General features: G+C 74.3%; 14 protein-coding genes and 2 pseudogenes. 7 read left to right on the top strand and 9 right to left on the bottom strand.

Translation table 11 applies throughout. From position 1 onward, the window contains the following. Positions 1 to 168: 168 nt before the first annotated feature. The 3 genes and pseudogenes from VKA29_RS23295 (at position 169) to VKA29_RS23285 (ending at position 2,986) form a co-directional block, all read left to right on the top strand. Positions 169 to 1,286: pseudogene (locus tag VKA29_RS23295) on the top strand (Gfo/Idh/MocA family protein). Beyond that, positions 1,283 to 2,207 (top strand): annotated as a pseudogene (locus VKA29_RS23290) (PmoA family protein). The pseudogenes VKA29_RS23295 and VKA29_RS23290 overlap by 4 nt, the downstream one beginning before the upstream one ends. Further along, a complete protein-coding gene (locus tag VKA29_RS23285; protein WP_324787888.1) occupies positions 2,201 to 2,986 on the top strand; it encodes a cupin in 786 nt (261 codons plus the stop codon). The pseudogene VKA29_RS23290 and the gene VKA29_RS23285 overlap by 7 nt, the downstream one beginning before the upstream one ends. Here VKA29_RS23285 and VKA29_RS23280 read toward each other — a convergent pair. The 3 genes from VKA29_RS23280 to VKA29_RS23270 all read right to left on the bottom strand — a co-directional run bounded on the left by VKA29_RS23280 (position 2,976) and on the right by VKA29_RS23270 (position 4,991). Further along, complete coding sequence (locus VKA29_RS23280; RefSeq protein ID WP_324787887.1) at positions 2,976 to 3,782, bottom strand: SAM-dependent methyltransferase; 807 nt, start codon at positions 3,780 to 3,782, stop codon at positions 2,976 to 2,978. The genes VKA29_RS23285 and VKA29_RS23280 overlap by 11 nt on opposite strands. An 82-nt stretch (positions 3,783 to 3,864) precedes the next feature. Further along, entirely contained in the window at positions 3,865 to 4,116 is a 252-nt protein-coding gene (locus tag VKA29_RS23275) for a DUF397 domain-containing protein (protein WP_324787886.1), read from the bottom strand. After that, the gene (locus VKA29_RS23270) at positions 4,113 to 4,991 is read right to left on the bottom strand and encodes a helix-turn-helix domain-containing protein (protein ID WP_324787885.1); all 879 of its coding nucleotides are present in this window, start codon (positions 4,989 to 4,991) and stop codon (positions 4,113 to 4,115) included. Before VKA29_RS23270 ends, VKA29_RS23275 begins: the two co-directional genes overlap by 4 nt. Before the next feature lie 270 nt (positions 4,992 to 5,261). Here VKA29_RS23270 and VKA29_RS23265 point away from each other — a divergent pair, with 270 nt between their 5' ends. After that, positions 5,262 to 5,702, top strand: coding sequence for an ATP-binding protein (locus tag VKA29_RS23265; protein WP_324787884.1), 441 nt, complete (start codon positions 5,262 to 5,264; stop codon positions 5,700 to 5,702). A gap of 24 nt (positions 5,703 to 5,726) precedes the next feature. On the opposite strand, the gene VKA29_RS23260 is transcribed toward VKA29_RS23265, so the two are convergent. Beyond that, positions 5,727 to 6,980 carry a PP2C family protein-serine/threonine phosphatase gene (locus tag VKA29_RS23260; protein ID WP_324787883.1) on the bottom strand — a complete coding sequence of 418 codons (1,254 nt, stop codon included), beginning with the start codon at positions 6,978 to 6,980 and terminating at the stop codon, positions 5,727 to 5,729. Positions 6,981 to 7,213: 233 nt separating this feature from the next. Here VKA29_RS23260 and VKA29_RS23255 point away from each other — a divergent pair, with 233 nt between their 5' ends. Next, on the top strand, positions 7,214 to 8,026 hold the full coding sequence (locus tag VKA29_RS23255) for an SAM-dependent methyltransferase (protein WP_324787882.1): 813 nt from the start codon (positions 7,214 to 7,216) through the stop codon (positions 8,024 to 8,026). A gap of 329 nt (positions 8,027 to 8,355) precedes the next feature. On the opposite strand, the gene VKA29_RS23250 is transcribed toward VKA29_RS23255, so the two are convergent. The 4 genes from VKA29_RS23250 to VKA29_RS23235 form a co-directional block, all read right to left on the bottom strand. Continuing rightward, complete coding sequence (locus VKA29_RS23250; RefSeq protein ID WP_324787881.1) at positions 8,356 to 8,661, bottom strand: hypothetical protein; 306 nt, start codon at positions 8,659 to 8,661, stop codon at positions 8,356 to 8,358. A gap of 335 nt (positions 8,662 to 8,996) precedes the next feature. Then, positions 8,997 to 10,559 (bottom strand): amidohydrolase, encoded by a 1,563-nt coding sequence (locus VKA29_RS23245; protein WP_324787880.1) that lies wholly within the window; start codon positions 10,557 to 10,559, stop codon positions 8,997 to 8,999. Positions 10,560 to 10,708: 149 nt separating this feature from the next. Further along, positions 10,709 to 12,547 carry a glycoside hydrolase family 15 protein gene (locus VKA29_RS23240; protein WP_324787879.1) on the bottom strand — a complete coding sequence of 613 codons (1,839 nt, stop codon included), beginning with the start codon at positions 12,545 to 12,547 and terminating at the stop codon, positions 10,709 to 10,711. A 145-nt stretch (positions 12,548 to 12,692) separates the two neighbouring features. Continuing rightward, positions 12,693 to 13,472, bottom strand: a complete 780-nt coding sequence (locus VKA29_RS23235) for a DeoR/GlpR family DNA-binding transcription regulator (RefSeq protein WP_324787878.1) — start codon at positions 13,470 to 13,472, stop codon at positions 12,693 to 12,695. A 131-nt stretch (positions 13,473 to 13,603) separates the two neighbouring features. Between VKA29_RS23235 and VKA29_RS23230 the strand changes: the two genes are divergently transcribed. After that, complete coding sequence (locus tag VKA29_RS23230) at positions 13,604 to 14,485, top strand: SIS domain-containing protein (protein WP_324787877.1); 882 nt, start codon at positions 13,604 to 13,606, stop codon at positions 14,483 to 14,485. A 201-nt stretch (positions 14,486 to 14,686) separates the two neighbouring features. Next, the gene (locus VKA29_RS23225; protein ID WP_324787876.1) at positions 14,687 to 15,541 is read left to right on the top strand and encodes a ketose-bisphosphate aldolase; all 855 of its coding nucleotides are present in this window, start codon (positions 14,687 to 14,689) and stop codon (positions 15,539 to 15,541) included. On the opposite strand, the gene VKA29_RS23220 is transcribed toward VKA29_RS23225, so the two are convergent. After that, positions 15,542 to 16,675 (bottom strand): methyltransferase, encoded by a 1,134-nt coding sequence (locus VKA29_RS23220; protein WP_324787926.1) that lies wholly within the window; start codon positions 16,673 to 16,675, stop codon positions 15,542 to 15,544. It abuts the gene before it with no gap. Between the last annotated feature and the right edge of the window lie 34 nt (positions 16,676 to 16,709).

Here is a 16,709-nt window from a genome sequence, read left to right as displayed (position 1 = left end):
GTCTTCCGCTGCCGCGCGTCGCGCGGGATGGCTTGTTCCGGCCCCTGAGACGCGGGCTCCGTCGCCGCGCGAGGGGTTGTCCTGGCAATCTCCCGGCGCCGAGGGTCGCCCCGCGGGGCAAGCGCTTTCTGTCCGTCATCGGTCGTCGGCATCCCTAGGAGGACCCGCATGTCCCCACGTCCCGCTCCCCGCCGCGTCGCCGTCGTCGGCACCGGCGCGATCGTCGCGGGCAGCCATCTGCCCGCGCTCCGCGCCCAGGCCGGCCGGGTGGAACTGGTCGCCGCCGTCGACGTGGACCGCGGCAGGCTCGACGCCTTCCGGGAACTCGCCGGCGAGCACGTCGCCGGATACACGTCGACGAGCGCCATGCTGGACGCCGTACGGCCCGGCCTGGTCCTCATCGGCACACCGCCCTCCCCGCACCGCGAGCGGACGGTGGCCGCGCTGAAGGCGGGCGCGTGGGTGCTGTGCGAGAAGCCGCTGTGCCCGTCGCCGGCCGAGTACGACGAGATCGCGGCGGCCGAGGAGGCGTCGGGGGCGTACGGGTCCGTGATCTTCCGGCACCGTCACGGCTCCGGGGCCGCGCACGTCCGGGAGCTGATCGCGAGCGGGGAGCCGGGCGCGCCCCTGGTGGCGCACTGCCAGACCACCTGGTAGCCGCGACGCCGCCCACCACGCCGTGCCGTGGCGAGGAACCTGGGCGAGCGAGGGCGGCGGGCCGACGACGGGCCACGGGATCCACCAGTACGACCTGCTGCTGCACCTGCTCGGCCCGTGGCAGGAGGTGCGCGGCATGGCGGCGCGCCTGGTCCACGACACCGAGAGCGAGGACCTCTCCACGGCCCTGGTGCGCTTCGCGAACGGCGCCGTCGCCACGGTCGTCAACAGCGTGTTGTCCCCCGCAGGAGGTCAGCCGGATCCGCGTCGACTGCGCGGACGCCACCGTCGAACTCACCCACCTGTACGGGCACCGCAACGAGGACTGGGTCTACACCCCGGCGCCGCACGCCGATGCCGGACGTGCCGCCGCCTGGCGCACCCCCGCGGCGGACGTGCCCAGTTCGCGCACCGCGCAACCGGGCGCCCTGCTGGACGCCCGGGACACCGGCACCCGGCCGCCGGGCAGCGGCCCCGACGCCCGCGCCACCCTGGAATTCGCCGCCGCCCTCTACAAGTCGGCCTTCACCGGGCGCCCGGTGCACGCGGGCGAGATCGGCCCCGGCGATCCGTACTACGCGGCGATGCACGGGAACCGTCCGCAGTGGGCCCCTGGGGGGCGCGCATGAGCATCCGCGTCCGTCACGTCCACGGCGAGCACATCGCGGTCACGAGGGCCGCGGGCACCGAGATCCCGCGCTACGTCCACCGGCCCGGCCCGCAGGCGTACGGGTCGCGCAAGCCCTACGCCCACCCGGCGCACCCTCGCCGGGCGCACGGTCACCGGCTACCGCCCCAGCGACCACCGTCGCCACGAGGGCCTGCAGATGACGGCGAGTCACCTGTCCGGGCAGAACTTCTGGGGCGGCGACTCCTACGTCCGCGGCCAGCGCTACCAGGTCCTGCCCGGACGCGTCGGCTCCATGCGGCACGACGGCTTCACCGCCCTGACCGTCGAGGACGGCCGCCTCGCCCTCACCGAGCGGCTCACCTGGGTCGCGCACGGCGGCGAGGAGCGGGCGGGCGAGGCACGCGGGCCGACCGTGCACTCGGTCGACGAGGAGGCCGGCGCCTGGGCGCTGGACTGGTCGATCCGGCTCACCAACGCCCGCGCCGTGCCCCTCGTCTTCGGCTCGCCCACCACCGAGGGCCGCGAAATGGCCGGATACACCGGCATGCAGTGGCGCGGCCCCCGCGACGTCACCGGCGGCACCGTCTTCGGACCGGAAGGCGCCGCCGACGCCGGGGCACTGATGGGCACCCGGGGTCCTTGGCTCGCGTACACCGCCGAGCACGACGAGGTCGACGCGTACTCCACGGTCGTCTTCGCCCACGCGCCGGAGAACCTCGACGAGACGTCGGCGATCCACCCGTCGCACTGGTTCGTGCGCGCCGAGCCGATCCCCACGGTCGCTTTCTCCTGGGCGTTCTTCGAGACGTTCGAGCTGCCGCCGGGCGCGTCCTTCGCCTGCCGCTACCGGGTCGTCGTCGCCGACGGAGCCCGGGACCGCGACCGCGTCACCGGGCACCTGAAGGGCCTGCCGTGGTGACCCCGCCCGGACCCGCCCTGCCGCACCCGCTGCCCGGCGCCGTCGGCCTGTCCCACCTCAGCGCCTACGACTGGCCGGCCGCCGACGGGGTGTGCGGCGGCAGCCCGCACCTGCACCTGGTGTGCGCGGAGGCGTACGTGGTCACCGGCGGCCGGGGCGCCGTGCAGACCCTGAGCCCCGACGGCTGCCGGGACATCCCGCTCGAGCCCGGGTCCGTCGCCTGGTTCACGCCGGGCACCGTGCACCGCACGGTGCAGCGCGAGGGCCTGCGCGTCACCGTCCTGATGCAGAACAGCGGGCTGCCCGAGGCCGGGGACGCCGTCTTCACCTTCCCGCCCGAGGTGCTCGCCGACCCCGAGGGGTACCGGGCCGCGGCGACGCTCCCGCCGGGCACCGGACCCGGCGCGGCGGCGGCCGCCCGGCGCCGCCGGGACCTCGCCGTGCGGGGCTGCCTGCCGCTGCGGGAGGCCCTCGCCGCCGGCGACGACGGACCGTTCCGGGAGTTCCAGCGCGCCGCCGCCCGGCTGGTGCGCCGGAACGTCCCGGCCTGGCGCGAGCCGTGGCGGGCCGGCGCCCTGGCCGCCGCCGGACGCACCGGCGGCCGGCTCGACGCGCCGGCCGCCGGGGAACCGGCGTACCTGGCCGGGGCGACCGCGTACGCGGCGACGCCCACCCGGCGCGGCGGCTACGGCATGTGCGGCCGGCGCGACGAGTACGCGCTGCCCGGGACGACCGTGCCGCAGGGCGGCGAGGACGCCCCCGGCCGTGCTACGGCTTGATGCCCACCCCGGTCCACAGGCTGACCTCGGCGTCCGGCGCGGCGGGCTCGCCGTCCGGGCGCCAGCGGTGGCCGACGGCGATGCCCGGTTCGAGCAGTTCCAGCCCGTCGAAGAAGCGGGCCACCGCGTCCTTGGAGCGGAACTGCACCGGCGTGCCGGCGCCGGTGTAGATGTCGGTCACCTTCTGCCAGGTGGCCGGGTCGAAGTCGGGCGTGCAGTGGCTCAGCGCCAGCGCGCTGCCCGACGGGAGCACCGCCAGCAGACGGCTGACGATGCCGTACGGGTCCTGCGCGTCCGTGACGAAGTGCATCAGGGCGTTCAGGGACAGCGCCACGGGCCGGGTGAGGTCCAGGACCTCGGCCAGTTCCGGCGCGTTCAGCAGCGTGTCCGGGTCGTTGACGTCCGCCTCTATGTACGTGGTGCGGCCCTGCCGCGTGCTGCGCATCAGACGCTCGGCGTACTTCAGGACGAGGGGGTCGTTGTCGGCGTAGACGACGCGTGCCTCCGGGACCACCGACTGCGCCACCTGGTGCAGGTTGGGCTCGGTCGGGATGCCGGTGCCGATGTCCAGCCACTGGCGGATGCCGTGCTCCCGGGCGAGCACCCGGGTGGCCCGGTGCATGAAGGCGCGGTTCTCGCGGGCGCAGGTGAAGATCCCCGGGTAGGCCGCCGCCACGGTCTCCGCCGCCTTCGTGTCGACGTCGAAGTGGTCCTTGCCGCCGAGGTAGTAGTCGTACATCCGCGCGGAGTGGGGCCTGCTGGTGTCGATGTCCCGCGCGGCGTGCGAGTTGGTCATCCTGTCCCTCTCAATGGTTCTCGTGGGGGTTTCGGGCAGGTCGCGGGCCGGGGCCGGCTCCCGCTCGGGTTCGGTGGGCGGCTCAGCCGGCCGCCAGGTGGTCGGCGAGGCCCCGTTTGACCCCCGCGACGAACGCGGCGATCTCCTCGGAGGTGTAGATCAGCGCGGGCCCGGCGGGATCCGTCGACTGCCGCAGGGCCACCCGGCCGTCGGCGAGCTGCTTGGTCTGCACGCACTGGCCGCCGTTCGGGCCGCTCCACGGAGACTCCCAGCCGTGTTCACCTAGGTCCGAGGCGGGCATCCCGTTGTAGACGTCATCGTCGATGGTGGTCATGAGTACTCCTTGCGCATGCGGTCCAGGAGCGCCCTGCTCTCCGCGTCCGAGGTCAGCAGGGACATGCGGTTGTGCGCCTCGAGATGAGCCACCACGTCCGAACGCTGGTCCAGGTACATCGCGCCGGAGAGGATCTCGCTGTAGACGATGTCGGGCAGTTCCGGCTCCTCGAAGCGGAAGTACGTGAACGGCGCGCAGGCGCCGACGTGGGCGCCGGCCGTGAACGGCACGACGTCGACGCTGACGTGCTCCAGCTCCGAGACCTCCAGGAGCCGTTCGATCTGTTCCCGCATGACCTCGGGACCGCCGACCACCCGGTGCAGCACGGCCTCCTCCATCACCACCCACAGCGTGGGCGCGTCGGCTCGGTCCAGCAGGCCGGCGCGGCGCAGCCGCAGGTCCACGCGCCGTTCGAGGTCCTCGTCGCTGTCGTTCGGGAAGCCGCCGCCGAGGACGCCGCGCGCGTACGCGGGGGTCTGCAGCAGGCCCGTGACGTAGTGGGGCTCGTAGGTGCGCAGGGTCTTGGCGCCGGTCTCCAGGCTGACGTACGCGCTGAACCAGGTGGGCAGCACGTCCCGGTACGTGTGCCACCAGCCGGGCTCGTTGGCCCGCTCGGCGAGGGCGACGAACTCGTCGATCTCCTGCCGGTCCGCCCCGTAGGTCTCCAGCAGCTTCTCCACGTAGAGCGGCTTGAGAGCGACCTCCGCCTTCTCCAGGCGCCGGATGGTCAGGGTCTTCACCCGCAGCGCCCGCGCCGCGTCCTCCAGCGATGCGCCGGCGTTCTGCCGCCGCTCCTGCAGCCGTCGGCCGAGGATCATGCGGAGCACGGTGGGTGCGCTGGCGCCGCTGCCCGCACCAGAACGGCCTTCGCTCACGCCCCTACCTCCTGATGGTCCGTCACCCACCGGATTCTGACAGGCACTTGATGAAGCTGCCAGACCGACACCGGCTGTGTGAAATTATCAGGGAGCTGGTTGCAGCCTGAACTCCAGTACCAGCATAGTTACTTGGGTGATCCGTGCCGCCAGAACGCGAGCGCTTCCCTGTCAACAATCCATAGTCCCAATGGAGTTGGCGCGCTCAGTCGTTCGGTGTACGTCCCCCGCCCCCTCGGCTGTGCTCCGCCCCCACGGAAGGCCAACACCGTGTTCTCCCAGACGACCTCGTACTCCCAGCTGTTAGACGTCCCCGACCCGGATCGCGCGCACTGGCTCGAGCTGCCCGCGCACCGCTCCAGCGTCCGGGTCGCCCGCCGCTCCATGGGTGCGCGGCTGACCGGCTGGCGCGTGCCCGGGGAGGTGTGCGCGGACGCGGTGCTGCTGCTGTCCGAACTGGCCACCAACGCCGTGCGCCACACGCTGAGCGCGCGGATCCTGTGCGGCATCGGGCTGGTCGCCGACGGATGCGTGCGCCTGGAGGTGCACGACCACGACTACACGGGCCGCGACCTGCCCCGGTGCGACCCGGGCCCGGACGACGAGGGAGGACGCGGTCTGCTGCTGGTGGAGCAACTGGCCCAGGCCTGGGGCGTGGACCGCTCGCGGCTCACCGGCGGCAACGCCGTGTGGGCGACCCTGACGGCCTGAGCTCCGGACGGGACGGCGGTGGGCTCAGTCCCGCGTGGGCGTCAGCCGGGCGAGCAGCACGGTGCGGTCGTCGGCGACGGCCGTGCTGTGCAGCAGCCGCCGGCACAGCGCCGGCAGCGGGTCCGGGCCGCCGGCGTCCGGGTCGGGGAGGTCGGCGGCGGCCTCGTCCAGCGTGCGGGCGAGGCGGGCGATCTCCTGGTCGATGTCGTGTTCGCGGGACTCGACGAGTCCGTCGCTGTAGAGCACGAGCAGGGCCGGTTCCGGCACCTTCAGCACGGTCGCCTCGTAGCCGCCCGTGCCCAGGCCGAGGGGCAGGCCGGCCCCGGCGAGCGGCACCGGGGCGGTCCGGCCGTCCGGACCGCGCAGCAGCGGGGGCGGGTGCCCCGCCCCGACCAGGGTGCAGGTGCCCTGCCGCGGATCCCACTCGGCGTAGATGCAGGTCGCGAAGGAGGCGTCCGGGGTGTCGCTGGCGAGCGCGTCCAACTGCCGCACGAGGTCCACGGCGGGCATGTCGAGTCCGGCCAGGGTACGGACCGCGGTGCGCAGCTGGATCATCGCGACGGCGGACTCCGGACCGTGCCCCATGGCGTCCCCGACGATCAGGCTGACCCGGCCGCCCGGCCGGTTGAGCACGTCGAACCAGTCGCCGCCGATGACGGTGCCCTGCCCGGCCGGCAGGCAGCCGTGGGCGATGCGGCAGCCCTCGGCCTCCCGGACGGTGCCGGGAAGCAGGCTGTTGCGGATGGCCAGGGCGGTGCGCCGCTCGCGTTCGTAGCGGCGCGCGTTGTCCAGCGCGATGGAGGCCCGCGCGGCCAGCGACTCCACCGCGGCCACCTCCCCGGTCACGAACCGCCCCCGGTCCGGCCCGCGCGTGCAGGCGATGAAGCCGATCGCGGTGTTCCGCAGCCGCAGCGGCACCACCAGGAAGGACGCCGCCTGCAGCAGCATGCCGATCCGGATGTCGCCGGGGCCGGAGGCGGTGAGCCGTTCGGCCGTGTGCGCGTCGACGGAGTCGTGCAGCTGGGCCTGTCCGTCGGCGAGCGCGCGGGCGTACGGCGTCTCGCGGGGGAAGACGATCACTTCGCCGACCGGCAGCACGCCCTCCCACGCCTCCGGCGCGTCCGTGCCCACCCGCAGGGCCAGGCGGCGCGCCTCTATCTGGGGCGGGTCCGCGGTGACGTACGCGGTCTCCTCGCGGCGCCAGCGCTCCAGCAGGTAGACGGACGCCGCGTCGCAGAAGCCCGGCGCCAGCGCGTGCGCGACGTGGCTGCCGGTCATCCGCAGGTCGAGTTCCGAGCCGATGACGTCGGCCGCGGGGGAGAAGGCCGAACGGCGGGGGGAGGGCAGTGCGGTGGGGGTGTCCTCGGTGCGGCTGCGCGGTTCGTTCCGCAGGGTCGTGGTGCCTTTCCGGGTGGGGGACCGGGGCGCGCGGCGACGACAACGATATCGCCGCGGGTCGTCGGCAACTATATGATGAGGTGTCAAGTGCCTTGTGCTGGAAGGAAGTTCTGGTGACCGACAGTGGAACTCTGCCGCCGGGAGCCGATCCCGACAAGGCGAGCGTCGCCCGGATGTACGACGCGATGCTCGGCGGAGAGCACAACTTCGCCATCGACCGGGAGGCGGTGGCGGCGTTCACCGCCATCGACCCCCAGGTGCGCTTGCTCGCCCGGGCCAACCGCGCCTTCCTCGGCCGGGCCGTGCGTTTCCTGGTCGACAGCGGGGTGCGGCAGTTCGTCGACCTCGGCTCGGGCATCCCCACGCAGGGCAACGTGCACGAGGTGGCGCAGTCGGCGAGCCCCGGCGCCCGGGTGGTCTACGTCGACAAGGACCCCGTCGCCGTCGCCCACAGCGCGTCGCTGCTCGCGGACAATCCGGACGCGGACATCGTCGACGCCGACATCCGGCGCCCGGACGAGGTCCTGTCCTCCCCGCAGCTGCGCAAACTGATCGACTTCGAGCAGCCGGTCGCGGTGCTGATGGTGGCGATCCTGCACTTCATCACGCCGGAGGAGGACCCGGCCGGCATCGTCGCCGGCTTCCGGGACGCCCTGCCCGGCGACAGCTGGCTGGCCCTGTCCCACGCCACCAACCAGGACCGCCCGGACACGGCCGCCGCGGTGGGCCGGCTGTACCGGTCCAGGGCCACGTCGCCGGTGACCGCCCGCTCCCACGAGGAGATCCTCGGCCTCTTCACGGGCTTCGACCTGGTGGACCCGGGCCTGGTGCACGTCCCCGTGTGGCGCCCGGACCCGCACGACAGCGTCCCCGACAACCCGTCGGAGTACTGGGTGTACGCGGGGGTGGGCCGCAAGAGCGGCTGACGGGGGGGCGGCCCGGACGGCGGCGACGGGGCCCGCGGCGACGGGCCCGGCGGCGACCGGACCCGCGGCGGGGGCGATGGCCGCCCGGATCCGGCGTCCCGGGCCCGGCCAGGGGCGCCGGTGCGGGCCGGAGGACCGGGCCGCGCACGAACCGGGGCGGCCGGGCCGGTCGGGGCGCGGTGGACCACCCGCGTGCGACCGAGCCTCCCTCCGGGCGGCCGTCCCCCGGCGCGGGCGCCGCTCCGGCAGGGGCGGGTCATCCCGTGCGGCGGGCGGCGGTCAGGGACCGTGCGGCGGGCGGCGGTCAGGGACCGTGCGGCGGGCGGCGGTCAGGGACCGGGCGTCCCCGTCGCGTCGTCGGCGGACCCGGGCCCCGCCTCCCGGCTCCGATGCCACGCGGCGGCCGGGCGGGGCCGGTCCTCGGCGAGCGACCGCATCCTCTCCCGGTAGGCGGCCGCGTCGATCCGGCCGCGCAGCCGCTGTCCCACCAGTCGTCGCTCGGCCGCCTCCAGGGCGGCGCGGTGCCGTCGTACCCGCACGGTGTGGTGGCCCGTGGCCGGGTTCAGCAGACGGGCGGTGTCGTACAACGCACCGGCGAGGATGAGCAGTTGCAGCAGAACGGCTACGGCGATCATGACACTGGCTCCGAGCAGGGCGGGCCGGCCCGGACCGGGCGCCCGACGGCCGGAGAGGCGGACGGGCCGTCCGGCCGGTGTGCCCCCGGACACGGTGGGCCGGGATGCGGGGCGCCGACGGGACGTGCGGTGGCGGTCTTCGGCGTTGCCCCTGCCATGTCCTCGCCTCCCGGTCGCCGACGCCGCTTCCGTTTCCAGTGCAACGCGGCCGGTGCCGTGCGCGCAGGGGCCACCGGGGTCGGGCGGGGGCCGTCCGGCCCTGGCGGCCGGGCCGCCCGGCGGCTACGGCGCCGCGCGCCGGGACGGCCGTCGACCGTGACCGCCGCGGCGTGTTCTCAGCAGGGGCCGTGCGTCCAGCGGCCGGCGGTCATGGTGGCGTGCACCGGCATGTCGCGCAGCGCAGGGGCGTCCGCCTCCAGCGGGTCCACGTCGACGATCACCAGGTCGGCCGGGGCGCCCGCGCGGGGGCGGGAACGGCCCAGTGCCGACGCCGAGAGCGCCGCCCGTACCGGCAGGCGTTGTTCCGGGTGCCAGGCGGGCCGCTCGTCGGCCGTGCGGCTGACGGCCGCCGCGATGCCCAGCCACGGGTCGAGGGCGGAGACGGGGGCGTCGGAGCCGAACTCCAGGCGTACGCCGGCCGCCAGCAGGTCGGCGTAGGCGAAGGCCCGTCCGGTGCGTCCGGCCCAGTGCCGGTCGGCGACGTCACGGTCGTCGGGGGCGTGCGCGGGCTGCACGCTCGCCGTGACGCCCAGCTCCGCGAACCGCGGCACGTCCGCCGCCGTCAGCAACTGGGCGTGCTCGATGCGGCCCCGGCAGCCGACGGCCTCGAACGCGTCGAGGGCGAGCGTGTTGGCGCGGTCGCCGATCGCGTGGACGGCGGGTTCCAGACCGTGCGCGGCGGCCCGCCGCATCAGCCGGAGCAGTTCCTCCCGCGGCGTCTCCTGCACCCCGTACGCCTCCGGAGTGCCCTCCAGACCCGGGTAGGGGTCGCTGCACAGCGCGGTGCGCGTGTTGAGGGAGCCGTCCGTGAACAACTTGAGCGGGCCGACCCGGACCATTCCGCCGGTCCCCGGCAGGACGTCGCCGGTGCGGAGCCCGCGCTCGATCACCTCTTCCAGTTGCGCCGGATACACGGCGGCCCGCACCCGCACCGCGAGCGGCGCCGCCGCGGCGCGCCGGCTCCAGTCGGTGACGTTGTCGGCGAAGTGGAAGTCGACGATGCCCGTGACGCCCCGCGCGGCCGCGTCCCGGCACGCCTCGGCCACCCACCGGTCGAGGGCCTCGGCGGGCGCCTCGGTCAGCGCGTCGAGCACCTCGAAGCACTCGTGCTCCCGCAGCAGGCCCGTCGGATGGCCGCCCCGTCCGACCCGCGCCAGTCCCGCCGAGTTCAGCCACGCGGCGTGCAGGTCCGCGGCGACCAGCGCGACCGGCCGGTCCGGGCACACGGCGTCGAGCAGCGACAGGTGCGGCGTGTCGGACCACAGCCCGTCCCGGAAACTGTGACCTGTCAGCATCTCCCCGGCGGGCAGGCCGGCCGCGTGCCGTCGCACGGCCTCGGCCACCGCCCGCGCCGAGCCGAGGCCGGACAGGTCGAGCCGGTGCCGGTTGCCGGCCCACTGGGCCATGTGCACGTGGCCGTCCCACAGTCCGGGCAGGACGGTCCGCCCGCCCAGGTCGACCACCGCGTCCCCCGCGGCATCCCGTGCGGATTCCCCCGCGGTGTCCTCCGCGACGTCCTCGCGCCCGTCCTCCGCCACCACGGCGACGATCCTCCCGCCGGCGATCCGCACGCTGCCCAGCGGTCCGCCCGGCCCGATCCGCACGCGGGCGAGCGTCACCGCGGGCGGGTCGCCCGGTTCACCGGCCCGGAGACCGGGCATCCCGTCGAGGCTCGTCATGAGGGCTCCCGTCGTCGGCGCGACATGCCGCGGGCCGGGACGCGCGACATGCCGCCCTGCCCGCCGGCTGATCCGGCTGATCCGGCTCCGAGGCTACGCGCCGGTGACCGACCGGTGACACGGCCCCCCACCGCAGGCGGCCGCCGGTCTCAGCCGAGGGCCCGGTCCAGGTTGAAGGCGGCGCTGATGAGCGAGAGATGGGTGAACGCCTGCGGGAAGTTGCCCTGCTGCTCCCCGGTGTGGCTGATCTCCTCGGCGTACAGGCCGAGATGGTTGGCGTAGGTCAGCATCTTCTCGAAGGCGAGGCGGGCTTCGTCGATCCGTCCGGCGTGCACCATGGCCTCGACGTACCAGAACGAGCAGATGGAGAAGGTGCCCTCGTCGCCGCGCAGCCCGTCGGGGCTCGCCGTCGGGTCGTAGCGGTAGACCAGCGAGTCGGACACCAGGTCGTGGGTGAGGGCGTCGAGCGTGGACAGCCACTTGGGATCGGTCGGGGCGATGAACTTGGTCAGCGGCATCATCAGCACGGCCGCGTCCAGCACGTCGCCGTCCTCGTGCTGGACGAAGGCCTGCCGGGACTCCGACCAGCCCCGGCTCATGATCCGCCGGTAGATGGTGTCCCGGCACTGCCGCCAGCGCGGCAGGTCGGCGGGCAGGCCGCGCCGGTTGGCCATGCGGATGGCCCGCTCGATCGCCACCCAGCACATCAGCCGGGAGTACAGGAAGTTCTTCCGGCCGCCGCGGGTCTCCCAGATCCCCTCGTCGGGCTGGTCCCAGTGCTCGCACACCCAGTCCACCAGCGCGCACAGGTCGTCCCACTGGTCGCTGGAGATCGGCTTGGCCCACTTGTCGTAGAGGTAGATCGAGTCGATGAGCGCGCCGTAGATGTCGAGCTGCAACTGCTCGGCGGCGCCGTTGCCGACCCGCACCGGCGCCGACCCTCGATGCCCCTCCAGGTGGTCGAGTTCGGCCTCGGGGAGGTCGGTGCGGCCGTCGATGCCGTACATGATCTGCAGCGGGCCGGACGGCTTGCCGTCGCCGGGACTGACGTGCCGCGTCACGAACTCCATGAACGCCTCGGCCTCCCCGGTGAAGCCGAGGCGCAGCAGCGCGTAGACGCAGAACGCCGCGTCGCGCACCCACATGTACCGGTAGTCCCAGTTGCGCACGCCGCCCAGTTCCTCGGGCAGGCTCGTGGTCGGCGCGGCAACCATCGCGCCGGTGGGTGCGTAGGTGAGCAGCTTCAGGGTGAGCGCGGAGCGGTGCACCATCTCCCGCCAGCGGCCCCGGTACTTGGAGGCGGACAGCCAGCGCCGCCAGTACGCCACCGTGGTGGTGAACTGCTCCTCGGCCTCCAGCCGCGCGCACCCGCGCGGCTGCACCTCCCCGCCGACCTGGTCGAGCGCGAACACCGCCGACTCGCCCTCGGCGAGTTTGAAGTCGGCCCGCGCGTCGGGGCCGTCGGCCTCCATCGGCACGGTCGCGGTCAGCGCCAGCGACAGCGCGGCGGTCTGGAACAGCGCCACCCCACTGATCATGCGCAGGGTGTGCGGCCGGGCGCCGTACTCGAACCGCGGGGCGACCCGGACGCTGAACGGGATCGAGCCGCGCACGCACACCACGCGCCGGATCAGCCGGTGCCGGTCGGCCTCGACCTTCTCGCCGCTGATGGGCATGAAATCCTGCACCTCGCCGACACCGTCCTCGGTGAAGAAGCGGGTGATCAGGACGTTGGTGTCGGGGAAGTAGAACTGCTTCGTCGTCGCGGGGACGGCCGCCGCCAGCTCGAAGCATCCGCCGCGCTTCGCGTCGAGGATCGACGCGAAGACGCTCGGCGCGTCGAAGGACGGACAGCAGTACCAGTCGATGGTGCCGTCGGTGCCCACCAGGGCCACGCTGCGCAGATCACCGATGAGACCGTGCTCCGCGATCGGCAGACAGCGCGGGGCGGACCCCGGCCTCTCCTCGTCGGTCGCGCTACCGCCCATCGCAGCCTCCCTGCCCCGACCGGATCCCCGCTCCAGCTTAGGTCGGATCGCCGCCCCGAGCGCGGGGTTCATGAAGGCGAGGGCGCGGGCGCGGGGTTCGAGAGGGCGCGACCGTGGGAATCGTCGAGGCGCGGGTGGCGTCGGGTCAGACGGCGACGACCCGCACCCCGGCCTCCTCGAACCGCCGCACCGCGTCCGGGCTCGCCGCCGTGTCCGTGACGAGGGTGTCCACCGCGTCGGCCGCGCAGATGCGGGCGAACGCGCGCCGGCCCAGCTTGCTGGAGTCGGCCGCGACCACCACGCGCTCGGCCCGTTCGCACAGCAGCCGGTTGACCGCGGCCTCCGCCTCGTCGTGCGCGGCGGCGCCGTGGGTGACGTCGAAGGCGACCACGCCGAGCACCGCCACATCGAGGGTGAGCCGGCCCAGCACCTCGTCGGCGAGCGGCCCGACGAGTTCGTACGACTGCGGGCGCGCGACCCCGCCGGTCACCACGATCTTGAACTGGGGGCGCACGGCGAGCTCGTTGGCGATGTTCAGCGCGTTCGTGACCACGGTGAGCGCGGGCGGACCGGAGGAGAGATCGCCGCGCACGGCCAGGGCGCGCGCCACCTCGGTGGTGGTCGTGCCGCCGGTGAGCCCCACCGCGTCGCCGGGGGACACCAGAGCGGCGACGGCCTTCGCGATGCGCTGCTTCTCGGAGGCGTGCCGCGCCGTCTTGTACCGCAGCGGCAGTTCGTACGACACCCCGTGCACGACCGCGCCGCCCCGGGTCCGCACCAGCATCTGCTGCTCGGCGAGCTGGTCGAAGTCGCGCCGGATCGTCGCGGCCGACACCCGCAGATCGGCGGCCGCCTCCTCCACGTCGAGCCGGCCGCGCTCGACGAGCAGTTCCAGCAGCGCCTTCCAGCGGGCGTCCCGCGACATGCGCACCCTCCGTCCCTCGGCCTCCCGGCGACCCTAGCGCACCACGATCGCGTCCAGATGCTTGAAGTTGCTCGAAAGTGCTCTGTATCTTGCAGGAAAAATCAGGGGTGCGGTGACGAGGAGGGGACGCCATGACGTACGTCGAGGACGAACTGGCCAGCCAGCCCGAGTGCTGGACGCGCGCGGCCGCGGAGGCCGGCCGGCACGCCGGCCTGCTTCCGGCGCCGGGGGAGCGGGTCGCGCTCACCGGATGCGGCACGTCGTACTTCATGGCGCAGGCGGCCGCGGCCCTGCGCGAGGCCGCGGGCCAGGGCGAGACGGACGCCTTCGCCGCCTCCGAGTTCCCCCACGGGCGGTCCTACGACCGCGTCGTCGCCCTCACCCGCTCCGGCACCACCACCGAAGTACTGGAGCTGCTCGGCAGGCTGAAGGGGCGCACCCGGACCGTCGCCGTCACCGCCGACCCGGACACGCCCGTCATGGACGCCGCCGACGACACCGTCGTACTCCGCTTCGCCGACGAACGCTCCGTCGTCCAGACCCGGTTCGCGACCAGCGCGCTGACCCTGCTGCGTGCCCACCTCGGCCTGCACACCGACGCCGTCGTCGCCGACGCCCGCACCGCGCTCGCCACCCCGCTGCCCGAAGGGCTCGTCGACTGCGCGCAGTTCACCTTCCTGGGCCGGGGCTGGACGGTCGGCCTGGCCAACGAGGCGGGGCTGAAGATGCGCGAGGCCGCGCTCGCCTGGACCGAGGCCTACCCGGCGATGGAGTACCGGCACGGCCCCATCAGCATCACCACCCGCTCCACCGCCACCTGGATGCTCGGCGAGCCGCCGGAGGGGCTGGCCGGACAGGTGCGCGCCACCGGCGGGACGTGGGTGGCGGACGACCTCGACCCGCTCGCCGGGCTGGTCCGCGTCCAGCGCCTCGCCGTCGCGGTGGCCGCCGCCCGCGGCCTCGACCCGGACAGCCCGCGCCACCTCACCCGCTCGGTGATCCTCACGCCCTGAGCCCTGAGCCCTGAGCACCAGTGCCTTCAGCCCCAGTGCCCTGAGCCCCAGTGCCCTGAACCCCAGTGCCCTGAGCCCCAGTGCCCTGAACCCCAGTGCCCTGAGCCCCAGTGCCCTGAACCCCGGAGCACTCAGCCCGCGAGCCCCTGAACCCCTGAACCCCTGAGCCCTGAAGCCCCGGAGTCCCGGAAAGGACCGGCCGTGCCCCTCGTGACCACCGGCGAGCTCGTCGCCCGCGCCGCGGCGGCCCGCTCCGCCGTCCCCTCCTTCAACGTCATCACGCTGGAACACGTCGAGGCCGTCATCGCCGGCGCCGAGTCCGCGCGGGCCCCCGTCGTCCTCCAGGTCAGCGAGAACGCCGTCAAGTTCCGCTACGGGCGGCTGCTGCCGCTCGCCCGCGCCGCCGTCGCCGCCGCCGAACGCGCCGCCGTACCGGTCGCCCTGCACCTCGACCACGTCCGGAGCGACGGCCTGCTGCGGCAGGCGCCGGACGCCGGCTTCAGCTCGGTGATGTACGACGCGTCCCACCTGCCCTACCCGGACAACCTCGCCGCGACCGGCGCGGCGGCGAGCTGGGCGCATGCCCAGGGGCTCTGGATCGAGGCCGAGCTGGGGCAGGTCGCGGGCAAGGACGACCAGCCGCCGCTGGACGCCCACGCCCCCGGCGCCCGCACCGACCCCGACCAGGCCCGCGCCTTCGTCGCCGATTCGGGCGTGGACGCCCTCGCCGTCGCCGTCGGCAGCGTGCACGCGATGACCACGCGCACCGCCACCCTCGACCACGACCTCCTCGGACGCCTGTTCGCCACCCTGGAGGTGCCCCTCGTGCTGCACGGCTCCTCCGGGCTCCCGGACGGCGAACTCGTAGCCGCCGTCGCGGGCGGCATCGCCAAGGTGAACGTCGGCACGGCCCTCAACCTCGCCATGACGGGCGCCATCCGCACCTTCCTGGCCGCCCATCCCGAGGCGGCGGACTCCCGCGCCTACCTGAGCGTGGGACGGGAGGCGATGGCCCGTACGGTGGAGCGGATCACCCGCGTGCTCGCCGGCGCCTGATCACCTCTTCACGGCCTTCAGCACCACGAACTTCCGGTCGCCGGCGACGAGTTCGCTGTTGCCGAACAGCCGCCGCAGCTTGACGTGGTACCCCAGGTGCCGGTTGCCGACCACCCACAGCTCGCCACCGGGCCGCAGCGCACGCCGGGCGCCGGTGAACATCCGCCACGCGGTGGCGTCGGTCGTCGCCTGGTGCGAGTGGAACGGCGGGTTGTTGAGCACCAGGTCGACGCTGCCGTCCGGCACCCCCGCCAGCCCGTCCCCGACCCGGAACTCGGCCTGTCCCGGCAGCCCGCCGGCCTTCCACGTGGCCTCCGCCGAGGCGACGGCCTGGAACGACTCGTCCACGAACAGCACCTCGGCCGCCGGATCGGCGGCCGCCACCGCCGCGCCGACGACACCGTTGCCGCAGCCCAGGTCCACCACCCGGCGGGCACCCCGCCCGGCCGGCAGGTGCCGCAGGAAGAAACGGGTGCCGATGTCGAGCCGGTCGGCGCAGAACACCCCCGCGTGGTTGACGACGGTCCGCCCCGACAGCGGGCCGATCCCGTCGGGCAGGGCGTAGCTGTACGGCCACGGGTTGACGGGCCGGGGAAGCGCCGGGTCGGGCGTGCAGAGGATCAGGCGGGCCTTCTGCTCCGCGAGCGAGGTGCGGGTCGGGCCGAGGATCCGCTCGAACAGCCGCAGCGTCGAGGTGTGGATCTCCTTCACCATCCCGGCGCCCACGACGACCGTGCCCGCATGGACGGCGGGCGCCAGCCGCAGCAGCTGGTCCTCGAGCAGCGCCAGGCTCTTGGGCACCCGCACCAGCAGCACGTCGACCCGCTCGGGCGGCGGGTCCTGGGTGGTCAGCAGCTGCACGGTGCCCGGTTCGGCCCCGGCCCGCGCCAGGTTCGCCCGGGTCGCCCGCTGCGCCAGGAAGGAGTCGGTGATCTGCACGGGCCGGTGCGCCGCGAGGGCGGTGACCAGGGCGCCCCACCGGTCCCCGACCACCACCACGGTGCCCGACAGCGGCACCTCCTCGTCGGCCAGATGCCGCAGCAGATAGGCATCGGCGGCGTCCCAGGCACGCAGCCTCTCGCGCGGGTCGTGCGGGAAACGGGTCAGCGCGAGCTCGCCCCAGGGCGTGGTCATCCGGTCGTTCATCGTGCCCCAAGGCTAAGGCCTG

This window comes from Streptomyces sp. H51 (assembly GCF_035656535.1).
In the GTDB taxonomy this organism is placed as follows: domain Bacteria; phylum Actinomycetota; class Actinomycetes; order Streptomycetales; family Streptomycetaceae; genus Streptomyces.
This window is presented reverse-complemented; position numbering and strand designations above follow the sequence as displayed.

What these genes read in the sequence shown, in the direction of transcription:
- VKA29_RS23245 (WP_324787880.1), bottom strand. Translation starts at nt 10,559, where the DNA reads ATGACGAGCCTCGACGGGATGCCCGGTCTCCGGGCCGGTGAACCGGGC.
- VKA29_RS23250 (WP_324787881.1), bottom strand. Translation starts at nt 8,661, where the DNA reads ATGATCGCCGTAGCCGTTCTGCTGCAACTGCTCATCCTCGCCGGTGCG.
- VKA29_RS23260 (WP_324787883.1), bottom strand. Translation starts at nt 6,980, where the DNA reads ATGACCGGCAGCCACGTCGCGCACGCGCTGGCGCCGGGCTTCTGCGAC.
- VKA29_RS23275 (WP_324787886.1), bottom strand. Translation starts at nt 4,116, where the DNA reads ATGACCACCATCGACGATGACGTCTACAACGGGATGCCCGCCTCGGAC.
- VKA29_RS23230 (WP_324787877.1), top strand. Translation starts at nt 13,604, where the DNA reads ATGACGTACGTCGAGGACGAACTGGCCAGCCAGCCCGAGTGCTGGACG.
- VKA29_RS23280 (WP_324787887.1), bottom strand. Translation starts at nt 3,782, where the DNA reads ATGACCAACTCGCACGCCGCGCGGGACATCGACACCAGCAGGCCCCAC.
- VKA29_RS23220 (WP_324787926.1), bottom strand. Translation starts at nt 16,675, where the DNA reads ATGACCACGCCCTGGGGCGAGCTCGCGCTGACCCGTTTCCCGCACGAC.
- VKA29_RS23240 (WP_324787879.1), bottom strand. Translation starts at nt 12,547, where the DNA reads ATGGGCGGTAGCGCGACCGACGAGGAGAGGCCGGGGTCCGCCCCGCGC.
- VKA29_RS23235 (WP_324787878.1), bottom strand. Translation starts at nt 13,472, where the DNA reads ATGTCGCGGGACGCCCGCTGGAAGGCGCTGCTGGAACTGCTCGTCGAG.